The sequence below is a fragment of the Plantactinospora sp. DSM 117369 genome (assembly GCF_053764795.1).
Window position 1 is genome coordinate 3,334,460 of record NZ_CM132446.1, and the last position, 17,280, is coordinate 3,351,739.

A 17,280-nucleotide genomic window follows, 5' to 3' on the forward strand; every position below is an offset into this window, starting at 1 on the left:
TGAAGGAAACGATGTGAGACGACATGCGCTCGTCGGCGTACTCGCCCTCGCCGGCGGCCTGCTGGTCGCACCCGTCCCCGCCCAGGCCCAGCCCCTCGCCGCCGAACCGCTCGGCGCGGCACCGGCCGCCGGGCAGGTGCTCAGCCCCACCCCCTACCAGGGCTGGAACACCTACTACGGGCTCGGCGGGGAGTTCTCCGAGGAGTCCGTGAAGCAGGTTGCCGACGCCCTGGTCGACCGGGGTTTCGCCGCGGCTGGCTACGACATCGTCTGGCTCGACGGCGGCTGGCAGGACCCGGAGCCGCGTACCGCGGCCGGCGACCTCCAGGCCGACCGGACCCGGTTCCCCAACGGGCTGAAGCCGCTGGTCGACTACATCCATGGCTTGGGGCTGCGGGCCGGCATCTACACCGACGCCGGGCCGTACATCCCAGGTAAGTGCGGGCTCGGCAGCCACGGCTACTACCAGCGCGACGCGGACCAGTTCGCCGCCTGGGAGTTCGACGCGGTCAAGGTGGACTACCTCTGCGGGATCGCCGCCGACCTGGACCCGAAGACCGTCTACACGGAGTTCGCCGCCGCGCTGCGCAACAACGCCAGCAAGCGGCCGATCATCTTCAACCTCTGCAACCCGGTGACCTCCCCGGACTGGGGCAACTACCCGGAGGAGCAGCAGTCGACGTACTCCTGGAGCTACGCGCCGGCGATCGCGCAGTCCTGGCGGACGTACACCGACGTGGGCTTCGTCGGCGAGGTCAAGTACAAGGACGTGCTGCGCAACTTCGACGCGAACGCGCGGCATCCGGAGGTCGCCGGACCGGGGCACTTCAACGACCCGGACTACCTCGGGCCGGAACTCGGGATGACCGACGAGGAGTTCCGGACCCAGATGACCCTCTGGACCGTGGCCGCCGCGCCGCTGGTGATCGCCAGCGACGTACGCAAGATCAGCCAGACCTCGGTGGAGATCCTCACCGACCCGGAGGTGCTGGCGATCAACCAGGACCCGGCCGGGGTGCAGGCGGTCCGGGTCGGCCCGGCCGGCAGCACGGAGACCTGGGTCAAGCGGCTCGCCGACGGTGACCGGGCGGTGGTGCTGCTGAACCGGGGCGACAGCCCGAAGACCCTGACCACCACGGCGAAGGCGGTCGGCCTGACCGGCGACCGGTTCACGGTCGAGAACGCCTGGACGAACCAGGTCACCGAGAGCGCCGGCACGATCAGCGCGGCGGTGCCGGCGCACGGCGCGGCGCTGTTCCGGGTCGGGACGCACCGGGGGCTGCCGGGCGTACCGCACGTCACCGCCGGCCTGCCGCAGGTGACCCAGGTCGGCGGCGTCGCCACGCCGGACGGTTCGGCGCCGGTCGCCGCCGGCGGGGACCAGGCCCGGGTCGAGGTCGCCGTCCGCAACGACGGCCTGTTGCCGGTGCTGATGCCGCAGGTGACCCTGGCGGCACCCGCCGGCTGGACGGTCCGGCCGCAGGGCCCGTCGACGGTACCGCTGCTAGCCGCCGGGCAGAGCAGCACCTTCGGCTTCACGGTGACCCTGCCGGCCGGTGCTGCCCCCGGTGCCGCCAGCCTGACCGCGACCACCTCCTACCAGGTGCCCGGGCACGGCCGGTTGCGGCAGGCGACGGTCGGCACCCTGACGGTCGCCCCGGCGCCGCCGGACGGTGAGGTCGTGCTCTCGCACCACGACTGGATCAGCGCCACCAGCGGTTGGATGAGCCCGACGGTCGACGCCAGCGTCGGTGGCGGCTCCCCGATCAGCGTGGTCGGCCAGGTCTACCCGACCGGGATCGGCGTCGCCTCGCCCTCCACGGTCCGCTACTACCTCGGTGGCCGGTGCACCCGGCTCTCCGCGCTGGTCGGGCTGGACGACGCGGTCCGCAACGTCGGATCCGAGGGAGCGACGGCGACCTTCCAGGTGATCGGCGACGGCCAGGTCCGGTACGACAGCGGCGTGCTGACCCGGGACGACCCGCGCCAGGTCGACGTCGACCTGACCGGGGTACGGGTCCTCGACCTGGTGGTCGGCGACGCGGGCGACGGCGGCTACAACGACCGCGCCGACTGGGCGGGCCTGACCGCCACCTGCTGACACCGACGACGGACGGTCCGGGCCCGGGTGGTACCGCCATCCGGGTCCGGACCGTCCGGTGGCGAGAGCCGGTGCCGCTCTTCGGGCGGCTGCTCTGGGCCGGTTGTCGGGCGCGGTCGGACTGATCACGGTGGACTCCAACCGGTGAGGGGTGGAATCGACCGGCCCGGCGGACCATTCGACCAGCGCGCCCGGCCGGGGCGTTCCGGTCAGGACACCGGCCCACCCCGGGCCGCCACCGCTACGGGGGAAGAACTGGCGGCCCGGGGTGGGTGTTGGGTGATGAGGCAAGCTGGTCATCGTCGGCGCGGAACCCAGTAGATGATCTGGCCGACAATCAGTGCGGGATGCCGGTCGGGCAGCGCTTCCAGGGCGCGGGCGAGGTGCGTCATCAGCCCCACCCGGTCACCGTCGAACCCGATCAGCAGGGCCAGGCGGGCATCCGGACAGGGCCAGTCGTGTTCGCAGTCTCGACAGGCGTACCTGTCTGTGGGGAGGTGCTGCCCGGCCGCCTGGCGCTCGTGCACCCGCGCCCGCCGTCGGGCGACATGCCGCTCCCATCGCCCCCATGGCCCGATCACGGGTCTACATCCGCTCGGCGTGCCGGGCTCGGTGCTGCTGGGCTCGGTGCTGCTGGGCTGGAGTCAGGCCGCCCACCCGGCCGTTGGCCAGGTGCGCCCGGGTCGGCCCGTTCCACCCGTCATACCGGCCCGCATTGCGGAAGTCGGGGAAGTCGACCCACGGGCGCGGCGACTCCTCCGGCCGCGGGGGTGCCGGGAGCGGCGGTGGCGGCGCTTCTTCGTGCCCGGCCCGTGCTTCCCGGGCGATCCTGACATCGGTCGTGGCGACCCGGACCGCCCGGCGGAACTCGGCGTCCGTCAGGGACGCACTCTCGGCGGGTGCGGTGTCGGCACCCGCCGATCGTGTGCTCCTGCTACCCCGCCGGGGGTAGTAGGAGCACACGCCGGGATCCGAGTCGGGGCAGATCCATCGGTGTCCACACCAGCAATGAACCTTTTTCAACCTCCCCTTGCGGTCCGGCGGACCGCAAGGTCGGACGCGGTGCGTGAGCGCCGCGCGGTCCAGGTTGAAAAAGGTTCAATACCGCCACAAGCGCCACCAGGCCCGACGATGGCGAAGTCTGCTCCCTCGTACCTGTCTCATTCTTTTGCTCTCCCGTTCCGGTAAACAACAGGAATGGGGGCGGCGCCCGCGTGCCGTACGAGCGACCGCCCCCCGTTTGACGGAAAGACGACCCACCATCGGGGCGGATCTTGCGGGCCACGCCTCCGGCATGGTGAAGCGGGGCGCTGTAATGGCTTTTCCGTCTGCCCTCCACCCTGGACTGTCGGCCCAGCTCAGCGAAAGATGGGGGGCGTGGAGCACCGGACACTCAGGCGCGGACGGCTGACAGGAAAGGTCGGGAATAGTGAGTAACAGCGATCTTCCATTGATCCTGAAGTTCTTGCGGGGATCTCGGGGCATGACGCAAGAGCAGGTGGCGGGACGCTTGTGCGTCAGTACCTCATTGATTGCCAAGTTTGAAACGGGTCGGCTGGTGCCGATGCCGGACACGGCAGCGCAACTGGACGAAGTGCTGGAGTCCGGCGAACTTGTGCAGAAGTTGGCCGCCAGGGCGCGGAAGGGCGGGGCGCCCGAGTGGTTCCAGCCGTGGCCGGAGATCGAGCGTGAAGCCACCTCGCTGCGGGGTCACGAACCGAACTTCGTGCCCGGCTTGCTCCAGACGGAAGCGTACGCGCGGGCGGTCCTGCGGGCCGGGCTCCTCAACGGCGACGAGGCGGAGGAGCAGCTAGCGCTCCGGCTGGAACGCCAGGCGGCCGTGTTCAGCCGTGAACGCCCCCCGGTCTGCACGTTCATCGTGGACGAGACGGCGCTGATGCGCGGCCCCGCCGACCTGATGAAGGACCAGCTAGAGCGCCTGGTCGAGCTGTCCATGGAACCGCTGATCTTCGTGCACGTCGTACCGCGATCGGCCGGTCTATATGTTGGACAAACCGGGCCGCTGGTCCTAGCGTCCCTGCCAGGTGGGAGCGACGTGGCATACCTCGAAGACCAGGCGGCGGGCGGAGTGATCACCGACCCGGATCGGGTTGCCGCGTTGGTGCGGGCCTGGGACGCGATACGCTCGGTAGCACTACCCCGGGACATGTCTCGGGACTTGCTAATGAGGATGGCGAAAGAGCTATGACCCCCAAGTGGCGGAAGTCGACCCGCAGCAACACGAACGGCGGCAACTGCGTCGAGGTGGCCGACAACCTCCCCGGCCGGGTGCTGGTCAGGGACACCAAGGACCGGGACGGCGGAACGCTGACCTTCGGGCCGGACGCGTGGCGGGCGTTCGTCAGCCTGGCGAAGCAGCACTGACCCGGGTCCGCACCTCCAGTGCGGCAACCCGGTCCGGGCTCCGCGAGGGTGGTGGCCGCGGTTCCCGGTGGCGTCCCCGCTGTCACTGAGGGCCGCGATCGGCATCCGGGTGGCCCGGGGCGTGACGCGAGCCTGCATGCCGACCGCGCGGCGGTGCACCGGGACGCGGACCCTCCCGAGATGCCGCTCATGCCAGCGAAGTGAGCCTGCTGGCCGAACGGGTGGCGGTGCACCGGGCCGCGGGCCGTCCCGAGGCTGTGCGCTCATCCGGCCAGCAGTGCCCGCCCCCGCCGGTCGAGTTCGGTGTTGTCGATCTTGCCGTTGGGTAGCCGGGGCAGTGCCGCCACCAGCTCGATCCGGGCCGGCAACGCCGCCGCCGGCAGGAGCGCGAGCAGGTGTTCCCGCAGCCGCCGCCGGTCGAGCGGGTCGGCCGCCGGCACGACGAACCCGACCAGCCGGTGCCGCCCGCCCCGGCCGCCGGGTTCCGGATCGGAGACCACCCCGACCCCGGCCGCCCGCACCCCGTCTGCCGTACCCAGCGCGTGCGCGATCTCGGCGCGTTCCACCCGTACCCCGCCGAGCTTGAGCTGGAAGTCGGCCCGGCCGTGGAAGTCGAGCACGCCGTCGGCCCGGACCGACACCAGGTCACCGGTCCGGTACACCCGTTCACCGCCCAGTACACCGAACGGCGACCGGTCGCCACCTCCGGCACGGCCGGCACGGTCGCCACCTTCGGCACGGTCGCCGTCCGGGGCGCTGGCGCTGTCGCCGTCCGGAGCGCTGGCGCCGGCACGCTCGCCGTCCGGGTCGCCGACGCCGGTATGGTCCGTCGGGCCGTCGTCCGGGTCGCGGGAGACCGCCAGCCCGGGACCGCCGATACACAGCTCACCGATCTCGCCGGCCGGGACCGGCCCGCCGTCCTCCCCGCAGACGTAGACCCGGGTGCCCGGAATCGGGCCGCCGATCGGTACGGACCGGCCCTCCGCGTCCGCCGGCCGGCATTCGTGCACGGTGCTCCACACCGTGCACTCGGTCGGGCCGTACTCGTTGTAGAGGCGGGCCTGCGGCAGCGCCGCCAGGTGCCGGGCGACCAGCTCGGGCGGACAGGACTCTCCGGCCACGATGACGGTACGCAGCGAGCCGAGATGCCGGGCCAGCCCGCCGCGCAGCGCGACGCCGTACAGCGACGGGACCATCAGCAGGTGCGAGGCGGCGTACCGGCTCGCGGCCTGGCCGACCGCGACCAGGTCGGTGGGGCGGTCGCTGGGGACAACCAGGGTGCCGCCGCAGGCCAGCGTCCAGTAGATCCCGGCGACCGAGCTGTCGAACGAGATCGAGGAGCAGAGCAGGAACGCCGTCACCGGCTCCGGGTAGTAGCCGAGCCGGGCCGCGGTGGAGTAGGCCAGCGCGGCCGTGGAGATCGTCACCCCCTTCGGGCGCCCGGTCGAGCCACTGGTGAAGCACGTGTAGGCGAGCGTTCCGCGCGTCGACGCAGGGCCGGCGGACGGGGTGGGAAGCGCGTCCAGCCCGAGCGTGTCGTGCCGGCCCGGCAGCGGCGGCAGGCCGGGCTGCGCCAACGCGACCCGGGCACCGGAGGACCCGGCGAGCTGATGCTGCCGCCGCAGCGGAAAGGCGGCGTCGACCGCGACGTACCGGGCGCCGGCCCGGAGCACCCCGAGCATGCCGACCACCGCCCACCGGGACAGCCGGGTGTGCACCAGCACCGGCTCGTCCCGGCGTACGCCCCGGTCCCGCAGCGCCGCCGCGACCGCGCCGGACCACTCACGCAGCTCCGGATAGTCGAGCCCGCCGTCCCGGTCGACGACCGCCGGCCCGGCACCGGCCAGCCGCGGTTCGAGCAGGTCGAGGATGTGCTCCGGGTACGCCAGCTCCGGCCCGGTCAGGTCCGGCCGCCGAGCCGTCACCGGGGCGCCGCCAGGGTCCGCAGGGCCTGCCGGAAGGTGTCCACCCGCTGCCGCACCCAGCTCTCGCCGAACAGCTCGGTGTCGTAGGCGACCAGCCCGGTCAACGAGTCGTCCGAGTACATCGTCCAGAGCAGTGGCCCGGGGATGACCGCCGGTGCCCGCCGGTCGGTGGCGACCGGGGTGAGCGCCAGCGCCGTCGGGTCGGGCGGCGGCTTCACCGGCGTACGCGGGATGAGCTGGAAGAGCGGCAGGATCCGGTCCCGGCGGGGCAGCATCTCGAACAGCTCGGGTACGGCACGCAGCACGGTCAGCAGCGGGATGTCGTTCGCGTACGCCTGCCGGCAGGTCCCGTCCACCCGTCGGCGCAGCTCGGCCAGGTCCGGCCCGCCGGAGCGGTCCACCCGGATCAGCAGCGTGTTCAGCAGGAAGCCGACCGTCTCCCACTCGCTCGGGATCCGCCCGGCGGTGATCACCGGTACCAGTGCGTCGCCCGGATCCGACCCGTCCGGCGGGTACATCGCGGCGGTGAAGGCGGTGAGCAGCAGGCTGAACGGAGTGGTCCGGGCGCGTCGCGCCGCCTCGGTGACCGCCCGCCGCAACTCGTCCTCCACCGTGAAGTGCACGGTGGCAATCGTCCCGGAGCTGCCCGGCCGCCCCGGCGTCTCGGCCGGTACGCCCAATTCGGTCGCCCCGGCCAGCCGCTCCCGCCAGTACGGCTGCACCTGCCTGATCCGGGCCTGCCACTTCGCCGACCGGTCGTCCTCGGCGATCGCGGTGTACTGCATGACCGGCTCGCGCCACGGCGCCCGCCCGGCCAGCCGGGCGGTGTACGCCACCGCGAGGTCCCTTGCCAGCACGGTCATCGACCAGGCGTCCGCCGCCACGTGCTGGGCGACCAGCACCAGCAGCGCCCGCTGCGGGCCACGCCGGCCGAGGTGTGCCCAGAGCAGCGGCGCGGAGTCGTCGGGGTGGTCCCGGTCGCAGACCTCGGTGACGAACTCGGCGGCCGGCGTCACCGGGTCGAGGTCGCGGACGGCGAGCCGGGCCGGCATCGGCGGCAGCACCCGCTGGTACCGCCGCCCGTCGGCGTCCCGGACCAGCACGGTACGCAGCGCGCCGTGCCGGGCCACCACGTCGTCCAGCGCGGCCCGCAGCACCGGCACCTCGACCGGGCCGTCCACCTCGAAGGCGGCGTGCACCAGGAACCGCGGATTCAGCACCCGACCGGGCAGCCATCCGTCGATCTCGGTCAGCAGCTCCAGCGCGTACGTCAGTGGCGCTTCCTCGACCGCCGTCATCACCGCTCCCTCCGTGGCTGCCCGACCACGGGCAGCCGCTTGATCCCCGCCAGGAATGTCGACCGGACCCGGACCGGCTCGCCGACGACCGCCACCGACCGGAACATCCGGAACAGTTCGGCGAAGAGCAGCCGGAGAGTGAGCCGGGCCAGGTGCGACCCGATGCAGTAGTGCCGGCCGCTGCCGAACGCGAGGTGCCGGTTGGGCCGGCGGCGGATGTCGAAGGCGTCCGGATCGGCGAAGACCGCCGGATCGCGGTTTGCGGCACCGAGCCAGGCCACCACCGCGGCGCCGGCCGGGATGGTACGGCCGTGCAGCGACACCGGCCGGCGGGTGACCCGCATGAAGTGGCTCGCCGGGGACGCCCAGCGCAGCGCCTCCTCCACCCCCGGGTCGAGCAGGTCGGGGCGGTCGGCCCAGTCGGCGTACCGGTCGGTGCCGGCCAGCTCGACCAGCGCGGCGGCCGGTACGTGCGGCAGCGTGACGCTGGCCCCGAGTAGCAGGCTGTAGCAGTTGGAGACCACCGCGCCCGGCCGGGCCCGCTCGCCGTCGGTCCGTATCCCGAGCAGCAGGCTGACCAGGTCGTCGCCGGGCGAGCGGGTCCGCTGCCGGACCACCTCGGAGAAGTAGCCGAAGAGTGCCCGGTGCGCCTGGTCGAGCGTGCTCGCACTGCCGGCCGGCAGTTGGTAGTCGGGATCGTCCTCGGCGGTGCACATCATCGCCAGCCGGGACAGCTCCGGCCAGTCCCCGGCCGGCAGGCCGAGCAGCGGGCCGATCGCCACCAGCGGCAGGCCGGTCAGCGCGGCGGCCAGGTCGAACGGCTCGCCGCCGGCACCGGGGGCGAGCAGTTCGGTCACGCCGGCCCGGATCCGCCCGGCGTGCGCCTCCACCGGTCGGGCGTTCATCGCGCGGTACAGCGGGGCCCGCATCCGGTCGTGCCGGGGTGGGTCGGTGGCCGCCAGTTGCTGGCCGCTGGCCGGGTCGCCTCGGCCGAGCAGGTTGAGCAGGGTGCCCTGCTCGGAGCTGAACGACTCGTGTTCGGCGAGTACCCGGGCCACGTCCGGATACCGGGTCACCGCCCAGAAGCCGAGGTCGGCCGGGAGCCCGGGCCGGGACACCGGCTGCCAGTGCACCGGGCTGCGTTCCCGGAGGATCCGCCAGGCCGCGTGCGGGTCGCCGTCCGCGTGCAGGCCCGGGTCCGCCAGGTCGATCGTGGACAGTTCGTCAACCATGCCCGCCGCTCCCGCGCAGCGGGCCGAGTGCCTCGGCGAGGGCGGCGACGGTGGGCAGCAGGAACAGGGTGCCGGTGGTCGCCTCCACGCCGAGTTCGGTGTCGATGTCGAGTTGCAGGTCGGCCGCGAGCAGCGAGTCGCCGCCGAGTTCGAAGAAGTCGTCGTGCACCCCGATCGGCGCCACACCCAGCTTGGCGCTCCACATCCGGATCAGCCGCCGCTCCAACTCGGTGCGCGGTGGCACGTACTCCGAGGCCATCTCCAGCTCGTCCCGGGAAACCGTCGCGGTCACCGTGCCACCTCCATCGCGGCGCGGGCGGTCCGGACGCTGATCCGCGGCGTGGTGACCAGCAGCCAGAGCGCCCGCTGGAAGTCCTCGGCCAGCCGGGCGACGCTGGCCTCGTCGAACATCCGGGGGTTGTACATCACCCGGACCACGAACGAGGTGTACGGCTCCATCACCCAGAGGAAGTCCACCGGCATCACCGGCTGCTCCGCGACGACCTCCGGCGGAAGCTTCATCCGCTGGTAGCGCACGGTCGCACGGTCGTCGGCGAAGTCCGGGATCGGCTGGCAGAGCTGGATCGGCGTCGGTACCACGGTGGTGCTGTCGAAGGCCGAGGCGGCGATGTTCGGCAGCGCCTCCAGCACCCGGATCAGGGGTACGTCGTTGGTCTGCGCGGCGATCCCCGCCCGGTGCGCCCGGGCGAGCACGGTCGCGAGGGTCTGCTCGGCGGGCACGCCGAGCCGCAGTACGTGGCCGTTGACGAAGAAGCCGACGGTGTCCCACTGCTGCCGGCTCCGGCCGGCCCCGAGCACCGGGATCGCGATCTCGCTGCCGCCGGTCCGCCAGGTGAGGCTGAGCGCGTACGCGGTGAGCAGCATCGTGAAGAAGGAGGTCCGGGCGGCCCGGGCGGCCCGGCGTACCTCCTGCACCGTCCGGTCGGACAGCTCGAAGGTGTGCAGGGCGCGTACCCCGCCGGTGCCGTCGAGCGGGCGGGGGTGGTCGGCCGGGATGCCCACCACCGGCAGGTCGCCGAGGGTCCGTTCCCAGTACGGCAGGGCCGCCCGGATCTGCTTCTCCCGCTCGGCCGAGCCGTCGGCGAGGGCGCACTCGACGTACTGCGGCAGCGGGGTGGGGTCCGGCGGCTCGCCGCGCAGTCGGCGCTCGTAGGCGGCCATCACGTCCCGGATAGCGAGCTGCATCGTCCAGCCGTCGGCCGCCGTACGGTGGATCACCAGCACCAGTGCCGAGGCGTCCCCGAACCGGGCCAGGTACGCCGCGAGCAGCGGTACCCGGTCGCTGGGCTGCCCGTCGGCGAGGGCCCGGGCGGTGATCCGGGCCACCTCCGCGTCCCGGTCGTCCGGCGCGGTTTCGTGCCGGTCGAGCACGGTGAGCGGCACCGGGGCGGGTGGGCGTACCCGCTGGAACGGAAAGCCCTCCTCGCGCACCACGACGGTACGCAGCGCGCCCTGGCGCCGTACGACGTCGTCGAGCGCCTGGCGCAGCACGTCGACGTCGACCGGTCCGGTGAGCCAGTGTGCGCACCAGTTGACGAAGTTCGGGCCGAACACGCTGCCGCCCTCGTGCACCGCGAACGCGGCCAGCAGTTGCTGCGCGTACGACAGCGGCGCCTGGGCGCCGGTGATCCCGTCGTGTTCGGTCGGGGGAGCAGCCGCCACGTATGGCCCGGTCATGCCGGGTCCGCCTTCAGCACCATCGGTTTCCCATCCTCGAGACCTCCTTGCTCCGGAATCTGTGCAGCGGTTATCAGCCCCTCGGTCCGCGCCTGGTAGTCCACCGAGGCGACGAAGGCCCGTTCGATCAGGGCGGCGCTCGGCGCGGGCGGCCCGCCCGGGATCGTGCCCAGCCCGGTCGGAAAAGGGCCGGCGCCGTCGAAGAGGCTGGCCAGGGCCATCAGGTTGGCGAACCGGCGGCGCTGCTTCGCCGGCAGCGGGTCGATGAAGACCGGCCGGATGACCCGTTCCACCATGGCCGGCGGCGCGAACCGGGGCAGCGACACCGGCAGGCCGAGTTCGCCGCACCGGGCGACGACCAGGTCCACCAGCCGCTGCACGGTCGGCGCCGCGGCCCCCGCCGTGATCCAGTACTCGGCGGCCGGCCCGGTGGACGGCGTCGGGGGGAGGGCGAGGGCGACCAGCGCCTCCGCCACCAGGTCCCGGGGCAGCACATCGACGGTGGCGCCCGGGCTGAACGGCAGCACCGGCAGCAGGCTCCGCATGATCGCCGAGGTGGTGCTGTGCAGGCCCTGGAACCGGCTGGTCTCGCCACCGGCCGAGTCGCCGATCACCACCGAGATCCGGGCGATCGCGGCCGGCAGGCCGCTGCGGCGTACGACCTCCTCGGCGGCGAGCTTGCTGGCCAGGTACCGCCGGGGGTCCACCGTGCCGCCCGGTTCCTCGGTCCGGGCCGGCCGGGCCAGCTCGTGCCGGGCCACGAACGCGGTCGAGGAGAACACCAGCCTCGCCCCGGCATCGGCGGCGAACCGGACGATCTGTTCGGTGCCCCGGACGTTCTGCGTGCGCATCGTGTCGTCGTCCGCGGTGAAGTCGGTGACACCGGCGCAGTGCAGTACCACGTCGACGCTGGAGGCCAGCTCCGCGTACCGGCTGCGGTGCAGGCCGAGCCAGGGCCGGGTGACGTCGCCGCGTACCGCCCGGCCGGGTACCTCCGCCCGGTAGGTCAGGGCGGTCACCCGGTGCCCGGCCAGCCGGTGCAGCAGCGCGGCACCGACCACCCCGGACGCGCCGGTGAGCAGGATCGAAGTCATCGGTACCTCCCGGGGTGGCCGTCGGATCGCGCCACCGCGCCGACCGGCACCCACTGCTGCCGCGCGGTGTACGGCCGGAGAGCCTGCCCACGGGCTACCGCCCCGACCGCGCCCCGTCCGCTTCAGTTAGCAAAGGACGGTGCGGCCGGAGACGCCAGGTCTGGCTCCGTTCGAGGCTGTTCGGATGCGTTCCGAACGGGTCGAACGGGCGGATCGACGCTTCGGGGTCAGGGCAGCGGTGCGGGCCGGCTCTCCGGCGGTGCCGGTTCGACCAGGAACACCTGACCGGGGTGCCCCGGATCGCAGGGCAACTGGACCACTTCGGCCCACTCGGTGTCGACGTCGTCGACGGTGACGCAGAGCCCGCTGTGCACGAGACGGAGCCGGAAGCCCTGGCTGGGCGACCCGACCGGGTCCAGGTGGAACTCCTCGCCGGCCCCCTCCTGACCGCAGTGGTCGTCCTCGACCCGGGCGCCCACCTTCCGGCTGCCCTCCCGGATGCCCATGCAGCCGAGCTTGAACTCGGGATGGTCGGTCAGGATCAGATACCTGGTATCGCCACCCGCGGCGGTGGTGGGCGGGCTCAGGCTCCGCACCGGAAACGCCCCGGCGCAGTCCGCCTGGAAGACCTGTCCGTCATCGCGTTCCGGGCGTTCGGAGAGGCAGAGCCCGGAGTGCGCCACCCGGATCCGGGTCGCGCCCTGCCCGCCGGCGACCTGGGTTCCCGGGTCGCCGCCGGTCGGAGCGGATTGGCTGGTCACGGTCGGATCCGGCCGGGCGGTGCCGTCCCGGTCGGCCGGTCGCGACAGCCACCAGCCGGTCAGGACGGCGGCGATCGCGACCACCGCACCGGTCGCGGCGGCCAGCAGCAGCAGGGCGGGGCGGGGGCGCCGGTCGGCCGGAACGGGCGGGTCGGCCGGCTCCGGTTTGGCCGGTTCGGCTGGCGCCGGTTCGGCCGTCGGCGGCGTCGCGGCGGCGTCCGCGAGACGTCGGCGCGCCGCCAGCCACCGGTCCACCGACTCCGGGGATTCCCCACAGGCCCGGGTCAGCGCCCGGACCAACTCCTCCCGGGGCAGGGTGTTGCGGCCCAGCATGGTGGCGAGGGTGCTCGCCGGCAGGTTGTCACCGGCGGCTCGGGCCACCCGCTCGATCCGCCGAAAACTCAACCCCGACCGGTTGCGCAACTGCCGGAGCATTCCGACGAGGTCGGCCGACGTCTCGGCGCTGCCGGGATCGAGGTCGTCGGTGCCATCGGGCATCAGAAGGTACCTCCGGCGGGCGGTGCCACGGCCGCCGGCGGGACGGGCAGCCGGTGCGGACGGGTGCGGACCGGAGCCTCGGCACGGCACCGATCGCCGATCCTCGACATGTTAGCGTGCGCCCCGTTACGCCTCAGGGGCCGGCCGTGATCGTGCGGCCCGGCCAGAGCCCCCGCACGGTCGGTCCCGGCGGCTACGATCCTCGGTCGTGACCGCCGCCCGACACACCACCATCGCCAGCCCGATCAAGATGGCTGAGGTGTTTCCGCAGGTCGTGCCGTTCGCGCGGGTGGCGACCCGGCTGCACCCCCGCAAGGGGTCACCCGGCGTCGAGCAGAGTTCGGTCGGCGGGCCGCTACTGTGGCCCGCCGACGAACCGTGGCCCGGGTGCGGTGGCGAGCATCCCGAGGACCACCTCGACGCCGGCCCGGACGATCCCGCGCAAGGCCCGCTGGTACCGGTGCTCCAGCTCTTCGCCGCCGACGTTCCAGACCTGCCGTTTCCCGCCGGGACCGATCTGTTGCAGCTCCTCTGGTGCCCCTTCGACCACCAACCGTGGTATTCGCCCCGGCCGCATCTGCGGTGGCGGCGGCGCGCGGACGTCGGTGCCCGCCGCGAGACGATGCCCACGCCGCACGAGGACGCCGACCCGGCGATGATTCCGGATCCCTGCACGGTCGATCCCGAGCGGGTCGTCGAATACCCCAGCCACGACCTGCCGCGAGAGGTGTGGCGGCAGATCGACGACGCCGTACGCCGGGTGGCGGAGCAGACCGGCTGGCAGTACGAGTACGACCTGTCGGAGGCGTCCGGGACCAAGGTCGGTGGCTATCCCGGCTGGACCCAGAGCCCGGACTGGCCGGTGTGCGGCTGCGGTACGGGAATGACCCACCTGCTCACCATCGCGAGCTGGGAGTTCAGCCGTGGCGACGAGAAGCGGTGGATTCCGGTCGAGGATCGGCCCGCGATAGCCGGCTGGTCGTTCGACGGCGACGACGACCACCCGTGGCGGGCGGTGCAGAACCCGGCCGGGATCATGCTCGGCGACGTCGGCGGCATCTATCTCTTCGTCTGCCCGTCCTGCCCGGAGCGCCCGTTCGACTACCGGTTCGACTGCGCCTGACCGGACTCCACACCGCCGCGACTCCGCGCGTTGTGGCCCGGACCGGTGAGCGGCCATACTGACACCCTCCCGCCGATGGCGAGACCGACACGCGTTCCGGGTGGCCGGTGCGGCATCGTTCCGGGAAGGTCGGCGGCGAGCACAGGAGGTGGCGGCATCAGCGCCCGCAGGGTTCTCTTCGTCGGCGGCAGTGGGATCATCAGCTCCGCCTGTTCCCGGCTCGCCGTCGAGCGCGGCATCGAGCTCACGGTGCTCAACCGGGGCACCACCACCCGACGACCGCTGCCGGCCGGGGTCACCGTGCTCCGGGCCGACATCCGCGATCCGGACTCGGTCCGGGCCGCCCTGGGCGCTCGGGAGTTCGACGCGGTGGTCGACTGGATCGCCTTCACCCCGGCACACGTACGGACCAGTGTGGAGCTGTTCCGGGACCGGACCGGCCAGTACGTCTTCATCAGCTCGGCGTCGGCCTACCAGACCCCGCCGGCCCGGCTGCCGATCGTGGAGTCGACACCGCTGCGGAACCCCTACTGGCGATACTCGCGGGACAAGATCGCCTGTGAGGACCTGCTCGTCCGGGCGTACCGCGAGGATGGCTTCCCGGCCACGATCGTGCGCCCGTCGCACACCTACGACCGGACCCTGGTGCCGTTCGACGGCGGCTGGACCGTGGTCGACCGGATGCGCCGGGGCAGGGAGATCGTCGTACACGGCGACGGCACGTCACTGTGGACGCTCACCCACCACACGGACTTCGCCCGGGGATTCGTACCGCTGCTCGGGCATCCCGCCGCGATCGGCGACGTCTTCCACATCACCTCCGACGAGGCGCTCACCTGGAACCAGATCGCCGAGGCGCTGGCGGCGGCGGCCGGCGTACCGGCCCGGATCGTGCACGTGCCGTCGGACGCGATCGCGGCGGCCGATCCCGAGTGGGGTGCCGCGCTGCTCGGCGACAAGACGCACTCGATGGTCTTCGACAACACCAAGCTGCGCCGGCTGGTACCGGACTTCGTGGCGACCGTGCCCTTCGCGCAGGGCGCCCGGGAGATCGTCGCCTGGTACGACGCCGACCCGGCGCGGCAGCGGGTCGACGCCCGGCTGGACGCGCTGCACGACCGCCTGGTCGAGACGTACCGGATCCGCGACCTGGTCCCGGCCGGCTCGGAGGACTAAGCCGAGGGCACGGTGGCCAGCCGGATCCGGACCAGCAGGTCGTGCAGGGCCGGCTCCGCGGTCGGTCGTTCGGGCAGCCGGGATGCCTGCCCCGCCTCGTCCAGCGCGGCGTGTAGGGCCGTGAGGTCGGCGTCCAGCAGGTCGGCTCCGGGCGCGTCGGAGACCCCGGCGAGCAGGTCGTGCTCGCCGGCCGCCTTGGCCGCGACCAGCGTGCCGAGGTAGTCCGGCGCCTCCGGCAGCTCCGCCGCCAGGGTAGGCAGGTGGGCCACCAGCCGGCCGGTCCGGATCAGGTGGATGCCGGTGAGCAGGGTCCGGAACGTGTAGAGCAGCGGCTTCAGCTCCCCGGTGCGGTCGAACAGCCGGCGCTGGGTGTGCGCGAAACCCCGGTAGTGGTGCGCGTGGTGCCGGGTGAGGCAGTCCGGCGCCAGCGCGACCAGTTCGGCGTGCGCCTCCCCGGTCAGCACGACGAGCGGGGAGAGGAGCTGCTCCAGTACGTAGCCGTTGCGCCGCAGCAGCAGCTGGCCGAACTTCGCCGCGTCGTGGGTGACCAGGTCGATCTCGACCCCGTCCCGGGTCCAGCTCCGGTCCACCGTGGCCGGCCCGTGCCGCAGCCCGACCACCTCGGCGGCCGGCAGCAGGTGCGCGCCGCGCAGGTCGACGTCGGAGTCCCGGGACGGGAAGCCGTACAGGTGCGCCCCGGAGACGGTGGCGAAGAGCAGCGGGTAGGGCTGGTCGGCCAGCACGTCACGCAGGGCGGCCGGCTCCAGCCGGGTCAGGTCGGGCGCCGGCGGAGTCCGGCCGGTGTCGCCGGTGGTCCGGGTGGCTTCCGAGTGGGTCATCGGAGTGCCTCCCGGGCGCTGCGGGCGCGTACCGAGTAGAGCCAGGCGTCGACCCGGGCCGTGTCGGGCACCGCCGGCAGCGGGGTGTGCGTCACGGCGTCGTCCAGGTCGGCGTGCAGGGCCAGCCGCCACCGTTCCACCTCGGCCCAGCCGACCTCGCCCCGGCGTACCGCCAGCAGCCGTTCGCGGTGCGGCCCCACGTCCAGTTCCAGCCGGCCGTTCCGGAGCAGGTCACCGGCGGCGATCAGCAGCCGGAGCAGGTGCATGACGTGCTTCCACCGCGGCTCGCCGCGCTGCCGCAGGTCCGCCTCCAGCTTCTTGAACTGGCTCAGCACGTAGCCGGAATAGGTCTGGTAGGTGAGCTGGGACAGGAACGCCGGGCGCAGCTCCAGGAGTTCCTCGCCGACCGGGGTGACGGTGAGCACGGTGCGGGAGTGCAACACCTCCAGCAGGTTCGGGTTCGCCTTCAGAGCCAGTTCGCAGAAGCGCTCCACCTCCCAGGAGAACCGTTCCGGCTCGGGGCCGTCCAGGTGGCTGGGCGGCTTGGCCAGCGACCAGAAGCCGGTCGCGGGAGCGGCGTAGACACCGCGGACGTCGGTGTCCGACTCGTCGGTGGCCAGTCCGAAGGCGCGGGAGCCGACCACCGCGGCGTAGATGGTGTGCCGGGCGACCAGGCCGGGGCCGTCGACCGCCGCCGTCCCCGCCTCGACCGCCAGGTTCCGCTGGTACGCCTTGCGCAGCGCGAGCTGCCCGCGCGGGCTGCGCAGCCGCCGACCGTCGCTGAGCTGGACCAGGTAGCCGTCGTCGGCCGGGTCGTAGCCGAGCACCCGGCCGGTGGCGCCGCGCTGCACCCGTATTCCCGCCAGGTCGGCGGCGGTCTGCCGGAGCACCACCTGGGTCCCGTCGGGTAACCGGGGAGCAGTTGATCGCCTGGACATGGCGGACATCGTGCCGTACCGGAGATCCCGGCCGCATCCCAGATCACGCCGGCACCGCCGGCACCAGCCGTGCCAGGCGGGGGGCGGGGGCCCTCGAACAACTCCTGTCGTACCCGGCGGCGACAATCGGGTGATGTTCCTCGCCACGCGGCCCGGCCGGGCCGGACTATGCCGGCCCCCGGCCGGCCCAGTGGGTACGCTCGCTACCGGCG

At 73.1% G+C, this 17,280-nt stretch carries 15 protein-coding genes; 5 read left to right on the plus strand and 10 right to left on the minus strand.

Annotated elements, in window-relative coordinates; genetic code table 11:
* Positions 1-13 precede the first annotated feature (13 nt).
* A complete protein-coding gene (locus ACSMXO_RS14700; RefSeq protein ID WP_455418161.1) occupies positions 14-2,101 on the plus strand; it encodes an NPCBM/NEW2 domain-containing protein in 2,088 nt (695 codons plus the stop codon).
* Between the two features lie 296 nt (positions 2,102-2,397).
* Here ACSMXO_RS14700 and ACSMXO_RS14705 read toward each other — a convergent pair whose 3' ends face one another.
* Positions 2,398-2,628: a hypothetical protein gene (locus ACSMXO_RS14705; RefSeq protein ID WP_455418162.1), complete on the minus strand. Its 231-nt coding sequence runs from the start codon at positions 2,626-2,628 to the stop codon at positions 2,398-2,400.
* Between the two features lie 902 nt (positions 2,629-3,530).
* Between ACSMXO_RS14705 and ACSMXO_RS14710 the strand changes: the two genes are divergently transcribed.
* Entirely contained in the window at positions 3,531-4,310 is a 780-nt protein-coding gene (locus ACSMXO_RS14710; protein ID WP_455418163.1) for a helix-turn-helix domain-containing protein, read from the plus strand.
* Positions 4,307-4,486 carry a DUF397 domain-containing protein gene (locus tag ACSMXO_RS14715; RefSeq protein WP_455418164.1) on the plus strand — a complete coding sequence of 60 codons (180 nt, stop codon included), beginning with the start codon at positions 4,307-4,309 and terminating at the stop codon, positions 4,484-4,486. Before ACSMXO_RS14710 ends, ACSMXO_RS14715 begins: the two co-directional genes overlap by 4 nt.
* Before the next feature lie 263 nt (positions 4,487-4,749).
* On the opposite strand, the gene ACSMXO_RS14720 is transcribed toward ACSMXO_RS14715, so the two are convergent.
* The 7 genes from ACSMXO_RS14720 to ACSMXO_RS14750 all read right to left on the minus strand — a co-directional run bounded on the left by ACSMXO_RS14720 (position 4,750) and on the right by ACSMXO_RS14750 (position 12,992).
* The gene (locus ACSMXO_RS14720; protein WP_455418165.1) at positions 4,750-6,411 is read right to left on the minus strand and encodes an amino acid adenylation domain-containing protein; all 1,662 of its coding nucleotides are present in this window, start codon (positions 6,409-6,411) and stop codon (positions 4,750-4,752) included.
* Positions 6,408-7,709, minus strand: a complete 1,302-nt coding sequence (locus ACSMXO_RS14725; protein WP_455418166.1) for a condensation domain-containing protein — start codon at positions 7,707-7,709, stop codon at positions 6,408-6,410. Before ACSMXO_RS14725 ends, ACSMXO_RS14720 begins: the two co-directional genes overlap by 4 nt.
* On the minus strand, positions 7,709-8,941 hold the full coding sequence (locus ACSMXO_RS14730; RefSeq protein WP_455418167.1) for a cytochrome P450: 1,233 nt from the start codon (positions 8,939-8,941) through the stop codon (positions 7,709-7,711). The genes ACSMXO_RS14725 and ACSMXO_RS14730 overlap by 1 nt, the downstream gene beginning before the upstream one ends.
* Positions 8,934-9,233 carry a phosphopantetheine-binding protein gene (locus tag ACSMXO_RS14735; RefSeq protein ID WP_455418168.1) on the minus strand — a complete coding sequence of 100 codons (300 nt, stop codon included), beginning with the start codon at positions 9,231-9,233 and terminating at the stop codon, positions 8,934-8,936. Before ACSMXO_RS14735 ends, ACSMXO_RS14730 begins: the two co-directional genes overlap by 8 nt.
* A complete protein-coding gene (locus ACSMXO_RS14740) occupies positions 9,230-10,639 on the minus strand; it encodes a condensation domain-containing protein (RefSeq protein ID WP_455418169.1) in 1,410 nt (469 codons plus the stop codon). The genes ACSMXO_RS14735 and ACSMXO_RS14740 overlap by 4 nt, the downstream gene beginning before the upstream one ends.
* Positions 10,636-11,733, minus strand: a complete 1,098-nt coding sequence (locus tag ACSMXO_RS14745; protein ID WP_455418170.1) for an SDR family oxidoreductase — start codon at positions 11,731-11,733, stop codon at positions 10,636-10,638. Before ACSMXO_RS14745 ends, ACSMXO_RS14740 begins: the two co-directional genes overlap by 4 nt.
* A gap of 227 nt (positions 11,734-11,960) precedes the next feature.
* A complete protein-coding gene (locus tag ACSMXO_RS14750; RefSeq protein ID WP_455418171.1) occupies positions 11,961-12,992 on the minus strand; it encodes a helix-turn-helix domain-containing protein in 1,032 nt (343 codons plus the stop codon).
* A gap of 208 nt (positions 12,993-13,200) precedes the next feature.
* Here ACSMXO_RS14750 and ACSMXO_RS14755 point away from each other — a divergent pair, with 208 nt between their 5' ends.
* Entirely contained in the window at positions 13,201-14,115 is a 915-nt protein-coding gene (locus ACSMXO_RS14755; RefSeq protein ID WP_455418172.1) for a hypothetical protein, read from the plus strand.
* Between the two features lie 75 nt (positions 14,116-14,190).
* Positions 14,191-15,291 carry an SDR family oxidoreductase gene (locus ACSMXO_RS14760; protein WP_455418173.1) on the plus strand — a complete coding sequence of 367 codons (1,101 nt, stop codon included), beginning with the start codon at positions 14,191-14,193 and terminating at the stop codon, positions 15,289-15,291.
* Here ACSMXO_RS14760 and ACSMXO_RS14765 read toward each other — a convergent pair.
* Positions 15,288-16,130: a nucleotidyltransferase domain-containing protein gene (locus tag ACSMXO_RS14765; protein WP_455418174.1), complete on the minus strand. Its 843-nt coding sequence runs from the start codon at positions 16,128-16,130 to the stop codon at positions 15,288-15,290. The two genes, ACSMXO_RS14760 and ACSMXO_RS14765, sit on opposite strands and share 4 nt — an antisense overlap.
* Complete coding sequence (locus tag ACSMXO_RS14770; RefSeq protein ID WP_455418175.1) at positions 16,127-17,068, minus strand: nucleotidyltransferase domain-containing protein; 942 nt, start codon at positions 17,066-17,068, stop codon at positions 16,127-16,129. The genes ACSMXO_RS14765 and ACSMXO_RS14770 overlap by 4 nt, the downstream gene beginning before the upstream one ends.
* Between the last annotated feature and the right edge of the window lie 212 nt (positions 17,069-17,280).